The sequence below is a fragment of the Spirosoma arboris genome (assembly GCF_009754945.1).
Taxonomy (GTDB): domain Bacteria; phylum Bacteroidota; class Bacteroidia; order Cytophagales; family Spirosomataceae; genus Spirosoma; species Spirosoma arboris.
In genome coordinates, this window is record NZ_WPIN01000002.1 from 15105 (window position 1) to 34978 (window position 19874).

At 47.6% G+C, this 19874-nt stretch carries 15 protein-coding genes; 8 read left to right on the top strand and 7 right to left on the bottom strand.

Annotated elements, in window-relative coordinates; all coding sequences use genetic code 11:
- Positions 1-178 precede the first annotated feature (178 nt).
- From dinB to GO755_RS04105, 4 genes are all read right to left on the bottom strand, one after another.
- Positions 179-1258 carry a DNA polymerase IV gene (gene dinB, locus GO755_RS04090; protein WP_157583369.1) on the bottom strand — a complete coding sequence of 360 codons (1080 nt, stop codon included), beginning with the start codon at positions 1256-1258 and terminating at the stop codon, positions 179-181.
- 57 nt (positions 1259-1315) lie between these two features.
- Positions 1316-1978, bottom strand: a complete 663-nt coding sequence (locus GO755_RS04095; RefSeq protein WP_157583371.1) for an arginine-tRNA-protein transferase — start codon at positions 1976-1978, stop codon at positions 1316-1318.
- A gap of 185 nt (positions 1979-2163) precedes the next feature.
- Positions 2164-3066 (bottom strand): MBL fold metallo-hydrolase, encoded by a 903-nt coding sequence (locus GO755_RS04100; protein WP_157583373.1) that lies wholly within the window; start codon positions 3064-3066, stop codon positions 2164-2166.
- Positions 3067-3176: 110 nt separating this feature from the next.
- A complete protein-coding gene (locus GO755_RS04105) occupies positions 3177-4040 on the bottom strand; it encodes an AraC family transcriptional regulator (protein ID WP_157583375.1) in 864 nt (287 codons plus the stop codon).
- 176 nt (positions 4041-4216) lie between these two features.
- On the opposite strand from GO755_RS04105, the gene GO755_RS04110 reads away from it, so the two are divergent.
- The 5 genes from GO755_RS04110 (at position 4217) to GO755_RS04130 (ending at position 10362) form a co-directional block, all read left to right on the top strand.
- Positions 4217-5563: an acyltransferase family protein gene (locus tag GO755_RS04110; protein ID WP_227686857.1), complete on the top strand. Its 1347-nt coding sequence runs from the start codon at positions 4217-4219 to the stop codon at positions 5561-5563.
- 198 nt (positions 5564-5761) lie between these two features.
- The gene (locus GO755_RS04115) at positions 5762-6694 is read left to right on the top strand and encodes a polysaccharide deacetylase family protein (protein WP_157583377.1); all 933 of its coding nucleotides are present in this window, start codon (positions 5762-5764) and stop codon (positions 6692-6694) included.
- A gap of 55 nt (positions 6695-6749) precedes the next feature.
- Positions 6750-7664 carry a pirin family protein gene (locus tag GO755_RS04120; protein WP_157583379.1) on the top strand — a complete coding sequence of 305 codons (915 nt, stop codon included), beginning with the start codon at positions 6750-6752 and terminating at the stop codon, positions 7662-7664.
- A gap of 242 nt (positions 7665-7906) precedes the next feature.
- A complete protein-coding gene (locus GO755_RS04125) occupies positions 7907-9190 on the top strand; it encodes an MFS transporter (protein WP_157583381.1) in 1284 nt (427 codons plus the stop codon).
- 128 nt (positions 9191-9318) lie between these two features.
- Positions 9319-10362 carry a sensor histidine kinase gene (locus GO755_RS04130; protein ID WP_157583382.1) on the top strand — a complete coding sequence of 348 codons (1044 nt, stop codon included), beginning with the start codon at positions 9319-9321 and terminating at the stop codon, positions 10360-10362.
- On the opposite strand, the gene GO755_RS04135 is transcribed toward GO755_RS04130, so the two are convergent.
- Together GO755_RS04135 and GO755_RS04140 are read right to left on the bottom strand one after the other, a co-directional pair.
- Complete coding sequence (locus tag GO755_RS04135; RefSeq protein ID WP_157583384.1) at positions 10359-11486, bottom strand: mannonate dehydratase; 1128 nt, start codon at positions 11484-11486, stop codon at positions 10359-10361. The genes GO755_RS04130 and GO755_RS04135 overlap by 4 nt on opposite strands.
- A gap of 36 nt (positions 11487-11522) precedes the next feature.
- Complete coding sequence (locus tag GO755_RS04140) at positions 11523-12899, bottom strand: AGE family epimerase/isomerase (protein WP_227686859.1); 1377 nt, start codon at positions 12897-12899, stop codon at positions 11523-11525.
- 302 nt (positions 12900-13201) lie between these two features.
- Between GO755_RS04140 and GO755_RS41780 the strand changes: the two genes are divergently transcribed.
- From GO755_RS41780 to GO755_RS04150, 3 genes are all read left to right on the top strand, one after another.
- On the top strand, positions 13202-13324 hold the full coding sequence (locus GO755_RS41780) for a hypothetical protein (RefSeq protein ID WP_262886979.1): 123 nt from the start codon (positions 13202-13204) through the stop codon (positions 13322-13324).
- Positions 13325-13447: 123 nt separating this feature from the next.
- Positions 13448-16495, top strand: a complete 3048-nt coding sequence (locus tag GO755_RS04145; protein WP_157583386.1) for a ligand-binding sensor domain-containing protein — start codon at positions 13448-13450, stop codon at positions 16493-16495.
- Positions 16496-16601: 106 nt separating this feature from the next.
- The gene (locus GO755_RS04150) at positions 16602-18134 is read left to right on the top strand and encodes a TolB family protein (RefSeq protein ID WP_157583388.1); all 1533 of its coding nucleotides are present in this window, start codon (positions 16602-16604) and stop codon (positions 18132-18134) included.
- Between the two features lie 191 nt (positions 18135-18325).
- Here GO755_RS04150 and GO755_RS04155 read toward each other — a convergent pair whose 3' ends face one another.
- On the bottom strand, positions 18326-19672 hold the full coding sequence (locus tag GO755_RS04155) for a Gfo/Idh/MocA family protein (RefSeq protein WP_157583390.1): 1347 nt from the start codon (positions 19670-19672) through the stop codon (positions 18326-18328).
- Positions 19673-19874 lie beyond the last annotated feature (202 nt).

Here is a 19874-nt window from a genome sequence, read left to right on the forward strand (position 1 = left end):
TTTCGTTGAATCCAAACTTATATGTTCGGTTCCTTACAGCCAACTCCTGTTTATGGGAGTTGGCTGTTTTATGACTTCCCCATCGATCTTTCCATTTCTTTACTTTCTTTCGTCCAGCAATAGCCATTTTTTTGATTCAAAAAGGCAAACCGACGAATGCAGGCAATTCCAATCCAGACTACAAATCCAGTGTCAATTGCCCACTCGGCGCGCTAGATATTGTTTGTAAACTTGATAACGAGACGCCCAGCAATCGAACGCCTTTCGTTAGAGGAAACAGAGACGCGAGTAAATCGGTGCTGATTCTGGCGAATGTAGCTTGGTCAGTGATCACAGAAAAGGCCGTTCGACTGCGGGTAATCTGCTGAAAATCTTCATACTTCACCTTTAGCGTAACCGTTCGACCCAGCACGCCCGTTCGCTCGCAGTAGTTCCAGAGACTCGTTATAAGTGGCTGCAACTCCGCTTCCAGTTCCGTGTACTCGGTTAAGTCCTGCTCGAAGGTGGTCTCTGAGCCAACCGACTTCCGTTCCCGATCCGGCGTTACGGGCCGGTTGTCAATAGCCTGGGCGATGTTATAATAATGATGCCCCACTTTGCCAAAATGCTCCAACAGAAATGCTTCCGACTTCTGACGTAAATCCAACCCAGTGAAGATGCCCATCTGGTTCATTTTCTCGGCCGTCACCCGGCCAATTCCATGAAACTGTCCTACCGTCAATCCTTCTACAAAGGCCAGTCCCTGATGGGGTTTGATGACGAACAAACCATCTGGTTTTCGATAATCGGATGCCAGCTTTGCCAGGAATTTATTGTACGAAACGCCTGCCGAGGCTGTTAGGCCGGTTTCCTGTTTGATCTGTTCCTTAATGGTCCGGGCCAGTTGGGTTGCCGTAGTCTGATTCAATAGACTATCCGTCACATCCAGATAAGCTTCGTCCAGCGAGAGCGGTTCGATCAAGTCTGTAAACTGGGCAAAAATAGCCCGTATCTGACTAGAAACGGCCTTATAGACATCAAAGCGGGGTTTAACAAAAATCAGATCGGGACATTTTCGAATGGCAATAGACGAAGCCATAGCTGAGCGTACCCCAAACTGGCGGGCTTCGTAACTGGCAGCCGCCACTACTCCCCGTTGTCGGGAGCCGCCCACAGCTACGGGCTTGCCGCGAAGATCGGGGTTATCTCGCTGTTCAACAGACGCGTAGAAGGCATCCATATCAATATGAATGATCTTCCGGGTAGTGGGCTGTTCCATCAATGTAGACTACCGTACAACCAATCGGGTAAAGTGGCTGGCCGAAAACTGTCCTGATTAACTATTTCGGTATAAGTCGGCCAGGATACCTACAGTTTCCCATGAAAAAGGAATCCATCGATCCCGGATGCTGTCGAAGACTTCGGTAGCGGGTTCGCAGGCAAACAATTTATAATCGAACTTAGGGTAATTACTGACCAAATAACCCGGATAATAGTAGGCTTTTTGGTGTAACTGGGCATGCTTGATTTTCTGTAGCATCAGGAATTTCCCTAAACTATGCTTACGATACGCTGGGTCGTAAAAATTCATAATGCCTGCAATACTTTGTAAGCCGTTGTCAAAGACACCAGCCGCAATCAGCCTGTTTCCGTCCCTTACTTCGATGACATATGTATCGAACATCGTATAGACAGACCCGTTCAGCAGGCAGGATTCAATAGACTCAGGTGCGTCAAAATTTATAGCACTTCGATACAATGCATACAGATTTTCTAATTCTTCGGAGAGAACAAACGGCTTAACCGCAACCGAGAATTTCTCATTACTGCGCAGTAATCTAAGCTGTTTAGTCCCGTAAGTGACGTCGGCCAGGGTGATACGCAGCCAATGTACGGCGCAAAGTGAATCCTCGAACAGCACAAACCGACAGGTAAAAATGTCCTGCTGCATCCGAAAATACCCCTTGCTCAGGCACAAATCCAGCTTATATCCTTTCATCGTTGTTAAGTATCTGTTGATGTATTGTGGATTCTATTGACCTTGCTGTAGTGTCGTGGTGTCGGTTACTTATAACCGACACAATAGGTTTCTCAAAACCTATCGGTGATATTAATAGGTTTTAAGAAACCTATTGTGTCAGCTATAAGTAGCTGACATCACAGACATCATATAAAGTAGTCACTTTACTTTCCAGTCGTTATCTCCTCATAAGCAGCCTGGAGACTTCTTACGATGCCGTCGCCCTGCCACTCTGTTACACCCGGAATAACCGTTGCTTTCAGAATCTCCTCTTTCGATTTCCCCGACTTGACTTCGCCACCCACAAATACCAGTAGCTTTTCCAGATAATCTTTGAACGCCTTGATGTCCTCTTTGCCACCCGTAATTTTTTCGGGATCAAAAGCGTGTCCGAACACGAAGATGGTTTTATTATCGAAGGTCGTTAAGGTTTTGTCCAGCACGACAATCCAGTTTTTGATGCTGGCACCAGCACTCTTATCAATAAACGGATACCGACGATTCGACATTAAATCGCCCATGTGCAGAACATTGGCCTGTTCGAAGTGAATTAAACCGTCGCCGTCAGTATGGCCCGGCCCGAAATAATAAGCCCGAATGCTCTCGCCACCAACTTTCCCTTTCCAGCCATCGCTGAAGGTGACATCGGGATACAGTTGTTTATCTTCCGTCTTTGCTTTTTCGGCAACGGCCTTCTGGTTTTTGAGCGAATTTTCGTGAGCAACAACATGGCCAACCATGCCTTTAAACGCAATATTTCCTGAGGTATGGTCGCCGTGGTGGTGCGTATTGATCAATAGGGGAAAGGATTTGTCGTCTGTCTTTTTCAGGGCGTCGATCAAATGCTGCGCCTGTTCAGGAAATTCTGAATCGACTACTACCCAGCCTTCTTTGGTTCGGAGGTAAGCAATCGTGCCGCCTTTTTCGGTGAAGACGCCCACATTGTCGCGAACCATCTTCATCTTATACGGATCATCGGCCAGCCGACTGGCAAATAATGCCTGATGAAACAGGGAAACGCCACCTAAGGTCAGGGCTGTCTGTTGAACGAAATGTCTGCGATTCATGAACTTGTCGATTCGAGTTTAGTGATTTTTAAGGCAACGGTGAACTGATTTGAAAGATACTCAAAAACCCAATACAAGACTGCCCGGTATAGGCTTATTAGCTGCATAATTCAGCTCGTTGTATCTGCAATTTTGCGGTAGGCCAGTGGCGATAAACCCGTTTGGAGTTTAAACAATCGGTGAAAGTTGGACATGTTCTGAAACCCACTGATCAGGCCAATTTCCTGAATCGTTAGTACGCTGTCGATGAGCAGTTTGCGAGCATGACTGATGCGAATTTCATTCAGGTAGTCGATGTATGTTTTGCCTGTGTATTTGCGGAAATAGCGACAGAAAGACGTAATGGTCAAATTAGCCAGATCGGCGACCTCACCCAGATTAATAGTACGCTGAAAATTGGCCAGCGTAAATTCAAGGGTACGCAGCATGCGGTCATTTTCCGTTTCTTTTGCCTGGCTGTAACCCGCCGACGTATTCAATAACCGAATGGTCGTGTGATTCGCCAAGGCGTCCAGCAGTTCTAAAAAATCACATACCTGCTTCACCTTTTTTGTACTAACCAACTGCTCCAGACGGTCGGCAAGCGGCTGGCTCGCTAAAAATTGAATACCATGTACCGATTGAGTCAGCAGGTTCATTACCAGCCGAAACTCAGGAATTTTCTGGATAATCTGCTCGACAAACTGGTCCGAGAAATGAATAACGATCGCTTCGCATTGTAGACCCTGGTCCTGATAATATTCCGCGTCGCTACGCCAGAAGTGGGGCAAATTGGAGCCTAACAAAATCAGATCGCCTTTCTCAAAATTGTCAATACTAGCGCCCACAAAGCGCTTACCACTTCCACGAATAATGTAGGTCAGTTCGTATTCCGGGTGAAAGTGAAAAGGTGAGCTAAAGTACGGCACAGTAAATCGTCTGGCCAATACGGATTTTTCCTCGCGTAGCAACGTCTTTTCGAGCAGGGCTTTCATAGGAGCAAACGAGTGGGCTTTCTTACAGAAAATCTGTTTTCTTAGCCCTTATCTGTAATCTTATTCATATTCAGGATAAAATAACACATTTTTTGGATAATTCACGGGATTCGACTTCAGTCTATATCAAGGAATTTTACAGGGAAGCTGGTTTAGCGACTTAACCCTAATAGCCTATGATACCCGCTAATTCGATCCCGCAAGTCCATTCAGCAAATGGTCGTGCAGACACACTGGTTCGTCGTAACGAGAACACCCGGCTTACGTCACTGGATGTCTTCCGGGGCATGACGGTTATGCTGATGACCATTGTGAATAATCCAGGCGATTGGGCCACCATTTATGCTCTCCTTAAACACGCCGAATGGCACGGCTGTACGCCAACTGATTTGGTTTTTCCCTCCTTCCTGTTCATTGTTGGGATTTCTACGGTTTTATCTATGCCAGCCCGAAAATTTGACAAGGCTGTTTTAGAAAAAATACTGACCCGCTCATTGCGGATTTTCCTGCTGGGTCTTTTTCAGAATTTCTTTCTGGAAATAACCATTGGATCACTGGAAGGCGTACCGCTCTTGCTGGTTCGACTGGTTATTACGGCGGTGGTGATGCACTTGCTCCTGGGCGAATATGACCGCAAAAGGCAATTGTACGTAGCCATCGGACTATTTCTGCTCATGATGGCGCTGGCTTATGGCGGATTTGAGGCTTATCAGGACGTTCGTCTGCCCGGTGTTCTTCAACGAATTGCCATCGTCTATCTACTTATTTCGATCCTGTATTTAACTACATCAACAACCACTCAGGTCGTTGTCGGTCTGGTTTGTCTGCTGGGTTATTGGGCATTGATGGCGCTGGTTCCAGTACCCGGTATTGGCCCGGCTAATTTCGAAAAGGTAACCAATTTATCGGCCTGGCTGGATAGTGTTTTATTACCGGGGCACGTTTGGACGGTTTCTAAAACCTGGGACCCCGAAGGTATTTTGAGTACCATACCCGCCATTGGTACAGGCTTGCTGGGCGTTTTCACCGGCCAATTATTGCTCACTCATATCACTAAACATAAAAAAGCAATTTATCTCCTGGCAGCGGGTGTGGCGGGTGTATTACTCGGGTTGATATGGAACCTGGCCTTCCCGATCAACAAAACCCTCTGGAGCAGTTCCTATGTGGTGTATGCTGCTGGCATAGCCCTGCTTGTACTGGGGACGCTTTATTTTATCATTGATGAGAAAGGATTCAAAGGTGCCTGGACTAAACCGTTTATTGTTTTTGGCGTAAATCCGATGGTCGTCTTTTTTGTTTCCGGCATCATTCCACGAGCACTGATTATGCTGCACGTTGCCCAGCCGGGAAATACGGAAACGCCGGAGATTACCTTAAAAGCCTGGCTTTATAACCACCTGTTTCTGCCCTACTTTTCTGAGCCTAAAAATGCTTCCCTGGCCGGAGCCATCACCTATCTGCTCATCTGGTTCGCCATCCTGCTCTGGTTCTACCGGCGACGATTAATTATCCGGGTTTAGATTAAATCAGTACGCAGATCTAACCTAAACTATATTTTTTGTATGACCCCGATGGGGTCAAATGTCTATAGAAAGGCTCTTTTTACTATAAACATTTGACCCCATCGGGGTCATACAAAAGGTACTAGCATAAATTCTGCTTGATTACTTACGCTCCCACTTTCGAACAGAAACCTTCTACGTAGAACCCTTGCCAACATGAAAACAGTACTTATAGTCTTGTTTTGCCTGATCGGCACAGCCTTATTTTCTCAAAATCTGACCATTCAGGAAAAACTGGGCTACCCGAAAAACACGAAGCTGTTAATTATTCATGCCGATGATATTGGGGTCTCTCATGCTGAAAACGCGGCATCCTTTAAGGCGCTCGAAAGCGGTTTTGTCAACTCAGGCAGCATTATGGTGCCTTGCCCCTGGTTTCCGGAAAGTGCCGACTATGCGAAAAACAACCCCACGAAAGATTTAGGCCTTCACCTAACATTGACCAGTGAATGGAAACTCTACAAGTGGGGACCGGTACGGTCAAAAAACGAGGTAAAGAGCTTGCTGGACAAACAGGATTATTTGTATGAAACAGCGAAAGGATTAGCTCAGAGTGGAACAGCATCGGAGGTGGAAAGTGAGCTGAGAGCACAAATCGAACGAGCAAAAGCCTTTGGTATCGACGCGACTCATTTTGATACCCATATGGGTGCGACCCTGCTTAAGCCCGAATTTTTGAGTGCCTATATCAAGCTAGGTCATGAATACCGCACCCCCGTTTTATTAAACAAAGAGCACCTGAAATTAATAGGCGGGTATGACGATTTGGCCAAATACATCACCGACAAAGACGTAGTCGTCGATAATATCTATATGGCATTGCCCAATGATTATAAAGCAGGCATGACTCAGTATTACGAGCAGGTAATCAACAACTTACAGCCGGGTTTACACTGCCTCTTAATTCATACCTGTTTTGATAATGATGAGATGAAAGCCGTTACGATGGGTTATTCCATTTACCACGGAACATGGCGTCAGGCTGACTACGACTTTTTTACGAGTAAGAAATGCGGTGACCTCCTAAAGAAAAACAACATTCAACTGGTTACCTGGCGAGAAATCCGGGATAAAATTGTCAGAAAGTGAGTCGACACGTTTAATTTTAGCACTGGGGAAGTCAACCTTCCATCCTCACTGCTTTATGGTCCATCAACTCATTGACGCACGTCAGGCCTCCCTCGGAAATGGGTTTGCCGTCCGGCGTATTTTACCTTACCGGCTTCGGCGTATGCTCGGGCCGTTCATTTTTATGGATCACGCGGGGCCGGTTAGTTTCACGCCCGATCAGGCATCCAACATGGATGTACTTCCCCACCCACACATTGGCCTATCTACAGTCAGCTATCTGTTCGATGGGCAGGTGACGCACCGCGACAGTCTGGGTGTTCAACAGATCATAAAACCAGGTGAGGTCAACTGGATGACCGCCGGAAAAGGTATTGCTCACTCCGAGCGATTCGAAGATCCGGCTACGCTGGTGGGAGGCTCGCTGGAAATGATCCAGACCTGGGTAGCACTACCCGAAGCCAATGAGGAACAAGCGCCAACTTTCGAAAACTACGCATCGGCTGAACTACCCATCTTTACGGACAAAGGCGTGTGGTTACGACTTATTGCCGGGGATGTTTTTGGCCTTCGAAACGACGTCAAAACGCATTCGCCCCTGTTTTATGCCCACGTTGTTCTGCAACCCGGCGCTCGGTTCGGCTTACCCCAGGGCTATTCTGAACGGGGTGTTTATGTAGCCAAAGGCAGCATAGAGGTCAGTGGTCAAACGTATGGAATTGGTCAGCTGTTGATTTTTACACCTGGAAATGACCCGGTGCTGGTGGCTCGTGAAACCTGTACGCTCATGCTGCTTGGGGGCGAGCCTCTCGGCGAACGATTCATCTGGTGGAACTTTGTTTCTTCGCGTCCCGAGCGAATCGAGCAGGCTAAAGCAGACTGGCTAGCGGGTCGTATTGCCCTGCCACCCAACGACAATACAGAGTTCGTTCCCTTGCCCTCCGACAAGTCAAGGCCCGCCGGGACTCCCCCACCCCAGCCATTGTCGTAAGCGCAACACGTATAAGTAACTCAACAGGATTGGCTTAAATCAGTAATGGTATGACCCCGATGGGGTCAAAAGTTTATAGGAAGACCATTATTACTATAAACATCTGACCCCATCGGGGTCACACAAAATATGGTTCAGTCTGCTTCTATATGACCGCTGAGTAGTAGAGCAGTCCCACCACGCACCTTTCCTGTTGGCAATAACATCATGTACAAAAACAAGCGGCCCAGCGGTCAGTATAAATGGATAAGATAATGGCTAAATCTCGGTGGTACCGACTCCTACCGATTGCGTTTATTACCTACAGTCTGGCTTACTTAGACCGGGCTAATTTTGGTTTTGGGGCAGCCAGTGGCATGGCGACCGATTTGCACATCACGCCCTCCATGTCTTCGTTGCTAGGCTCCCTATTCTTTCTGGGCTACTTTTTCTTTCAGGTTCCAGGAGCGGTTTATGCGGAGAACCGAAGTGCCAAACAATTGATATTCTGGTCGTTGATTCTGTGGGGTGGGCTCGCCATGGCAACGGGCATTATCAGCAACGTAAATGCATTGATTGTCATTCGATTTATGCTTGGTGTAGTCGAGAGTGCGGTTATGCCGTCGATGCTACTTTTCTTAAGTCGCTGGTTTACCAAAGCCGAACGCTCTCAGGCTAATACGTTTTTGATTCTGGGCAATCCGGCTACCATTCTCTGGATGTCGGTGCTGTCGGGGTATTTAATCCAGGCCGTCGGCTGGCGGTGGATGTTTATTCTGGAAGGACTTCCGGCTATTGTCTGGGCTTTTTTCTGGTGGCGGCTCGTTGATGATAAACCACAGGATGCCAACTGGCTGACTGATTCAGAAAAGCAAGCCTTAGCAGAACAGCTACAGCTGGAGCAACAAGGCATTAAACCCGTCAAAAACTACGCAGAAGCGTTTAAATCCAGGGTGGTCATTCTGCTGAGTTTGCAGTACGCATTATGGAGCATTGGGGTCTATGGTTTTGTGATGTGGCTTCCGTCGATTCTGCACGCTGCGCCAAATATGTCGATTGTCAAAACTGGCTGGTTATCGTCAGTTCCTTACGTATTGGCGATTATTGGCATGCTGAGTGCTTCCTATTTTTCGGATAAAACCCTAAACAGAAAAGCCTTTGTCTGGCCTTTTTTATTAATTGGTGCTCTTGCCTTCTACGGTTCCTACTTATTGGGCGCCGATCATTTCTGGCTATCCTTTGCCCTGCTTATCATTGCGGGAGGAGCCATGTATGCCCCCTACGGCCCTTTTTTCGCCATTATTCCAGAGATACTTCCCAAAAATGTGGCCGGTGGCGCTATGGCACTCATTAACAGTTTAGGGGCTTTAGGGTCATTCATCGGCTCCTATATTGTAGGCTATTTAAACGGCGCGACTCATGGTTTCGGGGCTTCGTATATTTTTATGGCTGGTTCCTTATTGCTGTCTGCATTGATAACCCTTGTGGCGGTAAAGAAGCCTGACGCCGTAAAAACGCCCGTTCCATCAACAACTACGGTACCGTAAAATTCCGACAGCGTTATCTGTAAGACAAATTCTTTTTGACAGGATTAACAGGATAAAACAGGATTATAGAGCTAATAAAAATCCTGTTTTATCCTGTTAATCCTGTCAAAAAATACGTTTTCGAAACAATGCAGAGACTGAATGATAAATGGATGCGCATTATCGGTGTCCCGTTACTCGCGTTAACAGGGCAATGGATGATGTACGGCTATACCAACATGCCGTATCCGGATGATTGGCGCATTCCGTTTTTTTTCATTCTGGGAAGTGTTCTGGTCTGGGAAGCCAATCGCAGAGGCATTATTTTTTCACGTCGGCGCTATCCCGAACTGAACCAGACGCTCAAGCGGGTTTTGTACCAGTTGGCCTGGTTTGTTTGCTGTGCCAGCGGTATCCGAATCTCACAAACGCTTTTCTATGAGTTTATTGGCCTCTGGCCATCGGAAGATACCTTCCTGTTCAAGCCTTATTTTTTCAATACGCTTGTCTCGGTCGTAGGTACGGTTCAGATTGCGGCCTATTACGAAGGCGTTTACTTGTATCAGCGCTGGCGAGTATCCTATACCGAGGCCCTGGAACTCAAAAAAGTGAATCTGCAAAGCCAGCTCGATTCATTGAAAACGCAGATCAACCCCCATTTTCTGTTCAATAATCTGAATTCGCTGTCGTCGTTAATTACCTCCGATGCTGAGCAGGCCGAACGCTTTCTGGACGAACTCTCATCGGTATACCGCTACCTGCTTCAACAGAACAGCCGCGACCTTTGTCCACTCGACGAAGAAATGCAGTTCATTAATGCCTATTTCCACTTAATTAAAACCCGCTACGGCGACGGCATTTTTCTGGAGAATGACATCGAGAGTAAGTACCTGACTTATCGGATTCCTCCCCTCACGCTTCAGATTTTATTCGAGAACGCGATCAAGCACAATATCATCCTGGCCGAGCGCCCGCTGACCATCAAATTATACACGCAGAATGGGCATCTGTACGTAGAAAACAACCTGCAAAAGAAGAAGATAGCCGTTCCGTCGAATCAGATTGGCTTGCAGAACATTATGATGAAATACAAACTGCTCGATCAGTCGTCTGTTATGGTTTACCACGATGAGGAGCGCTTTCTGGTCGGCATTCCTCTGTTTGACCCACCTGCCGAAACCCAACCGGCTTAAGTTTTTCGCTTACTGACAGCTTCCATCAGGCCACGCATATAGCCTAAGGCGTATAAGGTTCCGATGGTGCTATAGCCGGGATGTTCATTGCTATCACCAGCCATAGTCGGTACATGGTCCGGGCGAATGGGGCCTTTGAAACCGATGTCGTAATATGCCTTCATGGCCTGGTACATGTCAATGATTCCCTCATCGTGGAAGGTTTCTTCGAAGGCGAATTTGCCGCCCCGCACGTTCCGAAAATGGACAAAGTGAATTTTGTTTCGCTTGCCGAAATAGTCAATCAGCTCCGGTATGTTCTGCCCCATCAGGGCAAAATTGCCCTGACACATAGTGATCCCATTGTTTGGACTTGGATACAGTTCCAGTAACCGTTTGAATGAATCCACCGTATTCATGATGCGAGAAATTCCCCGAATGCTATCCACCTGAGGATCATCTGGATGCATGGCCAGTTTGATGCCAGCTTTCTCCGCTTCGGGAACCACGGCCTTCAGAAAATAGTCCAGGTTCTTCCACAAAGTCTCCTTCGATACTTCGCCGTACTGAGTTAAGGGTAAATTTTTGATGGCTTCATAGTCAAAAGCGGTTACCAATGCCCCACCCCGGCCTGGGCGGTCATTTTGCGTTCGGTACCAACCTATGACCGGCATCCAGTTGTAGCAAATGGTGTCGATGCCGACTTTGGCCAGATTTTTCATGAACGTAATAAAATTGGCAATTTCCTCATCCCGACCGTCTAGCCCCAGTTTGGTTTTTTCACCCAAAGCGGGTGGCCCTTCAATCACGCGAAGTTTGAGCCCAACTTTCTCCCAGGCTTCTTTTACTGCAACTACCGCCTGATACTCCCAGGGTTTTACGTCTTTCAGGCCAACCATACCGGGATTTATGCCACCAACTGCCCCAAGCACATCCATCTGTTTCGTCAGGGCAATTTTCTGCTCATTCATTCCGTTGAAATAGGCTTCACACAGCTGCATACCAGCATCCCGACTCAAGGCCATCGTCTCTGTCGAAGTATGTTGGTCGGCAGGAAGGTTTCTACCTGTCGTAGGGAGGCCACCAACCGATAAAGCGGCCAGTGAAGCAGTTGTTCGGATAAAGCCTCTTCGCGAATTTCCCATATAAATGACGGTTGACACCCGTTAAAATCGACTCAGTCAATGTTTCCCAGCGGAGTGTCCATTCTCCTTGCCGTTTGAGCGATCGACACAACTCGATAAGGCCCGATACGTATGGTAAGCCGCTTTCCAGATATGACCCTTCAGGCCTGTCTTACGCTCGGGGTCTTTGTCCAGACCCTCCTCGTACCATTCACCGTACTGATGATCAATCAGATACGTCTGGCAATATTGCCAAAGCAGTTTGTAATTCGCAAAATACTGCATGGGATCATTGGGGTATTTATCGGCCATCAACAGAAGTGTGTTCAACCCTTCGGCTTGCGTCCACCAGTTTTTGCTTTCATCAATGATCGACACGCCGGGTTTGTCCTTGAAGTAATATCCCTGATCGTAGAAGCCACCCACTTTTTTGTCCCAGCCAGTAGCCAGAGCCTGATCAACCATACGTTTGCCCACCTGTAATGTCTTGGTGTCATTCTTCAGGCCCAGCGCATGCGAGGCTTCCAGCATTAGATAAGCCGTTTCTACATCGTGCCCAAACGACAGGTGATCCAGATTACGGTGTTTGAGCACAACGGCTTCCGACGAATCGCGAAACGACACGGGTTTCCAGTCGGGTTGTAAAAACAGGGTCAGGTTGCCTTTGGGTGTCGTAATGACATCCCGCACCAGATGGAGCATTTCGTCCAGACGCTCACGAACCAGTGGGACAGGCCACACGGCATAAAGTTCGGTGAGTGCTTCCAGCAGGTGAATCGAACTGTTCTGATCTTTATAGCCCGTACTGGCTGTCGATGGTATAGACGCATCGCGCTTAATGGGCGTACCATCCTGCTCCAAGTCCTGAAAATAACCTTTGTGAATAGGGTCATGACTATGCTGTTCCAGCCAGTTGAACGACTTTTTAGCCAGATTCAGCGCAGCCGTATCGTGCGACATATGGTAGTAGGCACTCAGCGCGTAAAGCCCAAACGCATTCCCGTAAGCTACTTTAGTGGAGGCATTTTTAGGATTCCCCTGCCGATCGACCAAGGTGTAAAAACCACCGTGTTGTTTATCCCACATTTTGTCCCGAAGGAACAGAAAGCCATGCCGGGAATTTTCCTTGTAGTAAGCAACTTCCGGGTAACGTTCGGCGGCTTTGGCGGTTGTCCAGGTATGGCGAGCCTGGGTAACAATCATTTTGTCCTGTGGCCCCGTTGGTTTAAAATCATAGGTGAAGGTACTCAGGTAACCTCCAAACTCCCTGTCGACCGCCTGTGGATACCATTTATTAAGCATTTCGGTACGGATCGACTTCTCCATTTCGGCAGCAATCCGCATCCGATCATCGGTCGTTTTCTGGGATAAAGCCGGAGTTATCAAGCCTACCATCAGGCAGACAGCACTACAGGCAAAGAGACTGTTTTTCATACAAGTAGGTTATAGGAATACATGTCCACCAGCACCACCTGGTTGGCGAATCAATAGGTTTATTCGGTTTGATAAAGTTAGTTGCTGGCCCTTTGTTACTCATTGAGTTCAGCAGTTCATTAGACAGAAGTAAGCCTGTCTGACCCCGATTTAACCGCCTATCAAATCAGAACCACCGTTTTAGGGATGGATTGCCCCGGATATCAAGTTGGTCTGTTTCCGAACGGCTAAATAGGCTGTTTTAACCACTCTATCCTTACCAATCACCACCAAGAGAGCGCATGAAACGCGGGGATTAGCTTATGAAAAAAAAACCTATGAACTTGTTGACCCGTTGGCTGCATAGGTTTTCCGAACAAGCAATCGACTGGATTATCCTGATTGTTGTGGCACTAATTATCCTGCTCGTGTTATATCTGTTTTAAGTAACGGTAATTTTTGAATCTATGAATTCTGAAGATTCTATAGATTCTGACTATCGGGCCGATAAATTCCTCAACATCCCTAGAATCCTCTGAAACAAAACCTGCCTATTTACCTATCTACAAATGCGTTGTTTTCTGTTTGGTCTGCTGGTTATTATAGTCCATTGGTCAGCATCGGCCCAAATGCCCAGCCTAAAACTTGAACACCTGACAACTCGTGAGGGGTTACCCTCCAACGATGTCTGGTGTCTGAACAAAGACCGGCAGGGCTTTTTGTGGATCGGCACCGGGCGAAACATATGCCGCTACGATGGCTATAATTTCCTGCGGCTAGATAGCCTGAAACTGGGCTATTGTTCCGGTGTTTCTACCGACTCCAAGGGCGATATCTACACGTCTAACGATACCCGAGGTCTTTGCAAAATCGATGTAAAAACGCTGGCTGTTACAACGATAGCCAAGAACAACTATGACGATACGGACCCCAGTAACGATCTGCACGAACAGGGTATGGTGGATTCGTACGATCAGGTATGGGTGTGCGATTACACCTCAGTCAAACGCTACGACCCGGCTACCAAAAAACTCCGTCGGTACACATTTTCGCAGCCTGTTTCAGGTGGAGATGTGTACCAGTATGCCAGCTTTTTTGAAGACGCTCAGCGCGTATTGTGGGTCGTTTCGGAACTTGGGCTCTATCGCTATGATCGTGCCCACGACAAACTCATTTGTCTATTAGGCCAGGAAGCTGTTTTACCCAAAAATCGCATACCAATCCGCCTATGTAAAGCCTCAGCCGATGCCGAAGGTAATCTGTGGATTGGTGGGTACGAATATGGCCTGGTCTGGTTTTCACCGAAAACCCAATCGTTCTGGGTTCGCAAAGAAGGTTTCGATCATACAAATGTGGTGTGCGCGCGAGAATCCCAGGACGAAAACGGGCGCAAAATCCTGTTCGTTGGCACCGATGATGGGGTGAGTATTTTTTATCCTGATCGGAATGAACTCTATCATTTACCTGAATTCTATAATACGGGCGTTCAGATTAAAGATATGTATGACGACCAGGCCAATGGTATTCTCTGGATTGGAACAGGAGAGGGCATTTACAAATACCGTTATCGAAACGCGGGCATTCATACGGTCGATATTCCACCAAACATCGTTCGACTCCCGGTTAAAATTACCAGTATTTTACCCGTTCCCAATGGTGCCTACCTGTTGGGATTATCGCATTCGGGGGCTTTAATCTGGACACCCGCTACCAATCACTTCCAGCCACTGACCTATCCGACCACGGCTCTTACTCAGCAGCTTCGGTGGATTCAGGGGCGCCCTTTTGCCTTTACCGATAAAGGGGTTTTTGTGGGCGATCTTCAGCAAGGTCGCTTTTCGCTCTGGCAACCAGCCGCCCGACTGTACAAGAACACCGATTTTCGCGACGGGCTGATCGACCGAAAAGGTAGAATCTGGATTGCCAACTTAAACGATGGCGTAAAAGTAATCGACCCCGTCACGAATCAGGAAATCAAACTCTGGCCCGAAAAAGAGAATCACAAACTACTGAATCTGACGTACATCAAAGGGATTGTGGAGGGTATTGATGGACGTATCTGGGTAGCGACCTGTTCGCGCGGCCTATTCTATTTCGATGAAAAACGAGCCGAATTCATTAACATCGAAAGCCTTCCGGCCAATAAAGGAAAAATTATTGGTGGCGATTGCATCAATGGTATGCAACGAACGACTGACGGCTCCATCCTGATTGCCAGTTGGGGGGGCGTATCGAAATTGTCGAGTACGGGCCAGATTCTGACTACGTTCGAGTTCAAAACGGACGCGCTCATTGATACGTACTGTTCCAACATTGCCGAATCACCCAATAAGAATCTCTGGTTCAGTACGAATGAAGGCATCAATATCGCGAACCCCAAAAACCATACGATCCGCTATGTAACTACCATTGAGGGGCTTCATAGCAACTCCCCGGTTGGGTTCTTTTACAGTCCGACAAATGAGTTGCTCCTGGGCCATACGAATACGATCAACACTTTAAATGTCAACCTATTAAACAATCAGATTACCAAGCCACACATCGCCCTTAGTTCTGTTGAAGTAAAAGGCAAACCGGTTCAGCAGGATGTCTCGAAGGAGATTATTCTTCAGCCCGACGAGAATGCAATCACGTTCTCGTTCTCGGCATTGAATTACGAACCAACCTCCAAAAATCAATATAAATATCAGTTGCAGGGGCTGGATACGGCCTGGGTTGATCTGGGAGACCGGCACATGCTATCGTTTACCAATCTGGCTCCCGAAGCCTATCAGCTCAACATTAAAAGCGGCAATGGTAGCGGTGTCTGGACTGATAAGCCGTTGGCAGTTCGCTTTACAGTGAAACCCCATTTCACGGCTACCTGGTGGTTCCGGTCGCTCATTGGCCTGTTCATTGGCGGTCTTGTGGTGGGCATGATGCGCTGGCGAGTCAACTCGCTGGCCGAACGTAACCGCACAATCGCCGAACGCAATCGCATGGATCTGCAAATTGCCGAACTGAAACTCAGGGCGTTGCAATCGCAAATGAATCCGCATTTTCTGTTCAACTCACTTAACTCGGTTCAAAATTACCTGCTCACCGACCGGGGTATTGAGGGCGCTAAATACTTGTCGAAGTTTTCAAGGCTGGTTCGGCGCATTATGGAAAACTCGAATCACCAATACCTACGTTTCGAGCAGATTATTGAAACGCTACGGATGTATATTGAAATGGAGTCATTCCGCTTCAATCACGAATTTCACTACGAATTCGACATTGAAGACAACGAAACCCTGCTGGATGCGCTGTTACCGCCCATGTTGCTCCAACCTTATGTCGAGAATGCCATCTGGCATGGACTGATGCCCAAAGAAGGCGAGAAAAACCTCAAAATATCGGCTCACATCGACCGGAACCACATTTATTGCACCATCGAAGACAACGGTGTCGGTCGAAAACTAACCCCACAACGGGAAGGACACATCTCGCGGGGGCAAGAAATGACAAAGGGACTTTTTGAGTCGCTCAGCCGGAAAGACAGTGATGCCAAACTCGAGATTATAGATCTTTTCGATGCCAATAATAATCCAATCGGTACGCGAGTTGAGATGATCATTCCCATCGAAAAAGGGTAATGTGCTCTGTGTGCCCAGCCGCCCTACTCATTAATTACTTAGTCGGCATTAGAATGTACCAAACCGGGCTTTTAAGGTAGACCTAACATAACGTATTACCAACCTAATGAAACGTCTACAACGTCCACTGCTAGCCTGTTTAGCCAGCCTATTGCTGTTACTCAACACGCCGATTCTGGCCCAGAATCTGGGAATATTTGAGGGCCATACCGACATTGGCGCTGTTCTGAAGCCCGGTTCAGCGCAGTATAATCCTCAGACTCACCAATATGAGCTCTCCGGTTCCGGCTACAACATCTGGTTTGATCATGATGAGTTTCAGTTTATGTGGAAGCGCATAAAAGGTGACTTCATTCTGTACACGCGGGCAGGCCTCATCGGAAAGGGTGTTGACCCGCACCGCAAAGTTGGCTGGATGGTTCGGAGTAGCCTCGACGGTAAATCGGCACATATCAACGCGGCCGAACATGGCGATGGACTAACCTCGCTCCAGTTCCGGCGCACAACCGGCGCTAATACGGAAGAAGTTCGTTCGAAACTAACCCATGCCGACGTCATTCAACTGGAACGCAAAGGCACTACGTACACCATGCGGGTAGCCAAGTTTGGCGAACCCTTCGTAACCGAGCAGGTGACTGACCTGAATCTTGGCGATGAGGTTTATGTGGGATTATTTATCGGATCGCATAACAAAGACGTACTCGAACGGGGCACGTTCCGTGATGTACGGATCAGTGTTCCCGCGCACGACGGACTCGTACCTTATCGTGAGTATCTGGCCAGTAACCTGGAAATACTGGACGTATCGACCGGCAATCGGCAGGTAATCTTCAATGCGCCCAAGTCCATTCAGGCACCAAACTGGATGCCCGACGGAAAAACACTTTTGTACAATGGTGACGGTCTGATGTACAGCTTTAACCTAGCGAAAGGTCAGCCTTCAGTTTTAAACACAGGAGATGTAAAAAATAACAATAACGACCACGTCCTGTCTTTTGATGGTAAGATGCTGGGCTTGAGCAGTGGAGTCAAAGAATTAGGCGGCTCCATTATTTACACCGTTCCCGCAACCGGTGGTTCGCCAAAACAGATTACCCCCAAAGGCCCTTCTTACCTGCACGGCTGGTCACCAGACAAGAAGACGCTGGTGTTTACCGGTTCTCGGGATAACGAATTCGATATTTACAGCGTCCCTTCCGGCGGTGGCCCCGAAGTTAAGTTAACCGAAGCCAAGGGCCTGGATGACGGTCCCGAATATACGCCCGATGGCAAGTACATCTATTTCAATTCCAGTCGTACGGGTACGATGCAACTCTACCGCATGAAAGCCGATGGCAGTGATGAAGAAGCGATTACCAATGGGGAGTTTCACGACTGGTTCCCGCACATCTCCCCCGATGGTAAATGGATTGTGTTTCTGTCATTTTTGAAGGAGGAAGTGAAGCCGGATGATCACCCATTTTATAAGCACGTTTACCTGCGTCTGCTGCCCATTTCGGGTGTCGGCCAGCCCAAGGTAATTGCTTACATCTACGGTGGTCAAGGTACGATTAACACGCCTTCATGGTCCCCAGATAGCAAACGGGTTGCATTTATCAGTAATACGGCTGAGAGCAGTATCAGCCCCGTTGAGAAGTAGTAGCTATACTGAACTTTCTATTTGTTACCATATTTACAATTTGCTCAATAAAATGTCATATTTTATTGATCATTGGTACAAATATTGCTCTTTATACATTGATTCTGTTAACTGTGGGCGCAGTTATAGTAATGTAGATAAGATAGGAAACGCTGGCTCCGATAGGGCCAGCGTTTTTTGATTTGAGCCCATTAAACAACAGGTAATTTCCAGCCATTATGATAATGAGCAGCCAATAAAGCATTGGCCTGCGTATCATTCTTGAATCCTTTTGTAGCCGTATCCCAGTAAACCTTACGGCCCGTTTTGTACGCGATGTTACCCATATGGGCGTTAATAGCCGCAATACTTCCTGTTTCAATGCCACACTTAAGCAAACTGGCATCGTTCGCTTTAATGGCGTTGACAAAGTTTTTCGTATGCTCATTCAGGTAGTCACCATTACGGGCCTGATCGGGGATGTCGTCCACTTTATAGACTTTGATTCCATTCTTGGTTTGGGTTTCTGGAAGTAACGACCAGCCATCCCGGTTCAATACGAGCGTTGCGTTATTACCGATAAAAGCAATGCCTTCTGTACGGCCATAGTTCCCACCGTCGATACCTGTCGCATGTTCCCAAAGCATGTTGAAGCCATCGTATTCATACACAGCTTGTAGCGTATCAGGAGTTTCGGAGGCATCGTCAGGATAGGCGAGTTTACCACCCGACGCCATTACTGATTTGGGCGCTTTCGCATTCATGGCATAGAGCGCAATGTCAATTTCGTGAACGCCCCAGTCCGTCATCAGACCACCTGCATAATCCCAGAACCAGCGAAAATTGAAATGGAAACGGTTCGGATTAAAGGGGCGTTTGGGCGCTGGTCCCAGCCACATATCGTAGTCGACACCCGCAGGTGGCGCACTATCGGGACGGACAGGAACGGGGTTCATCCATCCTTGGTACGCCCAGACTTTCACCAGGCGAATGTTGCCCAGTTTCCCCGACCGAATATATTCAATGGCTTTTTCATAGTGCGAACCACTCCGTTGCCATTGACCTACCTGCACAATCTTGTTATATTTTTTCGCAGCCGCCAGCATCAGATTACATTCTTCAATACTATTAGCCAGCGGTTTCTCCACATACACATGCTTTCCCGCCGACACCGAGTCGATCATGGCCATACAATGCCAGTGATCAGGTGTGCCAATGATAACGGCATCTATATCTTTGTTTTCCAGCAGTTTCCGGTAGTCTTTGAACAGCTGCGGCTTGTTTTGCTGCATGGTTTGCGCATCGGCCGAGCGTTTGTCCAGCACACTCTGATCAACATCCGCCAGGGCTACACACTCGACATCACTCATCAATAAATGCGAGCGAAGGTCCGACCAACCCATGCCATTGCAGCCAATCAACCCAACCTGAAGTTTATCATTCGGGGAAATCTTTTTGCGCTGACTGGCAATGGCCTCCAGGCTAGGTAAGCTAATCAATCCCGCTCCGGTAGCGGTCAGGGCAGAATTTCGCAAAAAATTCCGGCGTGAAGTTTTCATAGTAGTATCGAGGTTTAGAGTGGTTTGATACAGTCTATCTACGAAAGCAAAACAGGCAGTTTACCTAATCAGACGAGGAGTTAAAGCAGGTATTTTCTGACAGGATTTACAGGATAAACAGGATTTTGAAAACAATAGAAATCCTGTTTATCCTGTAAATCCTGTCAGAAAACCTTGCACGCTCATTTTAATTGCCGTTCGA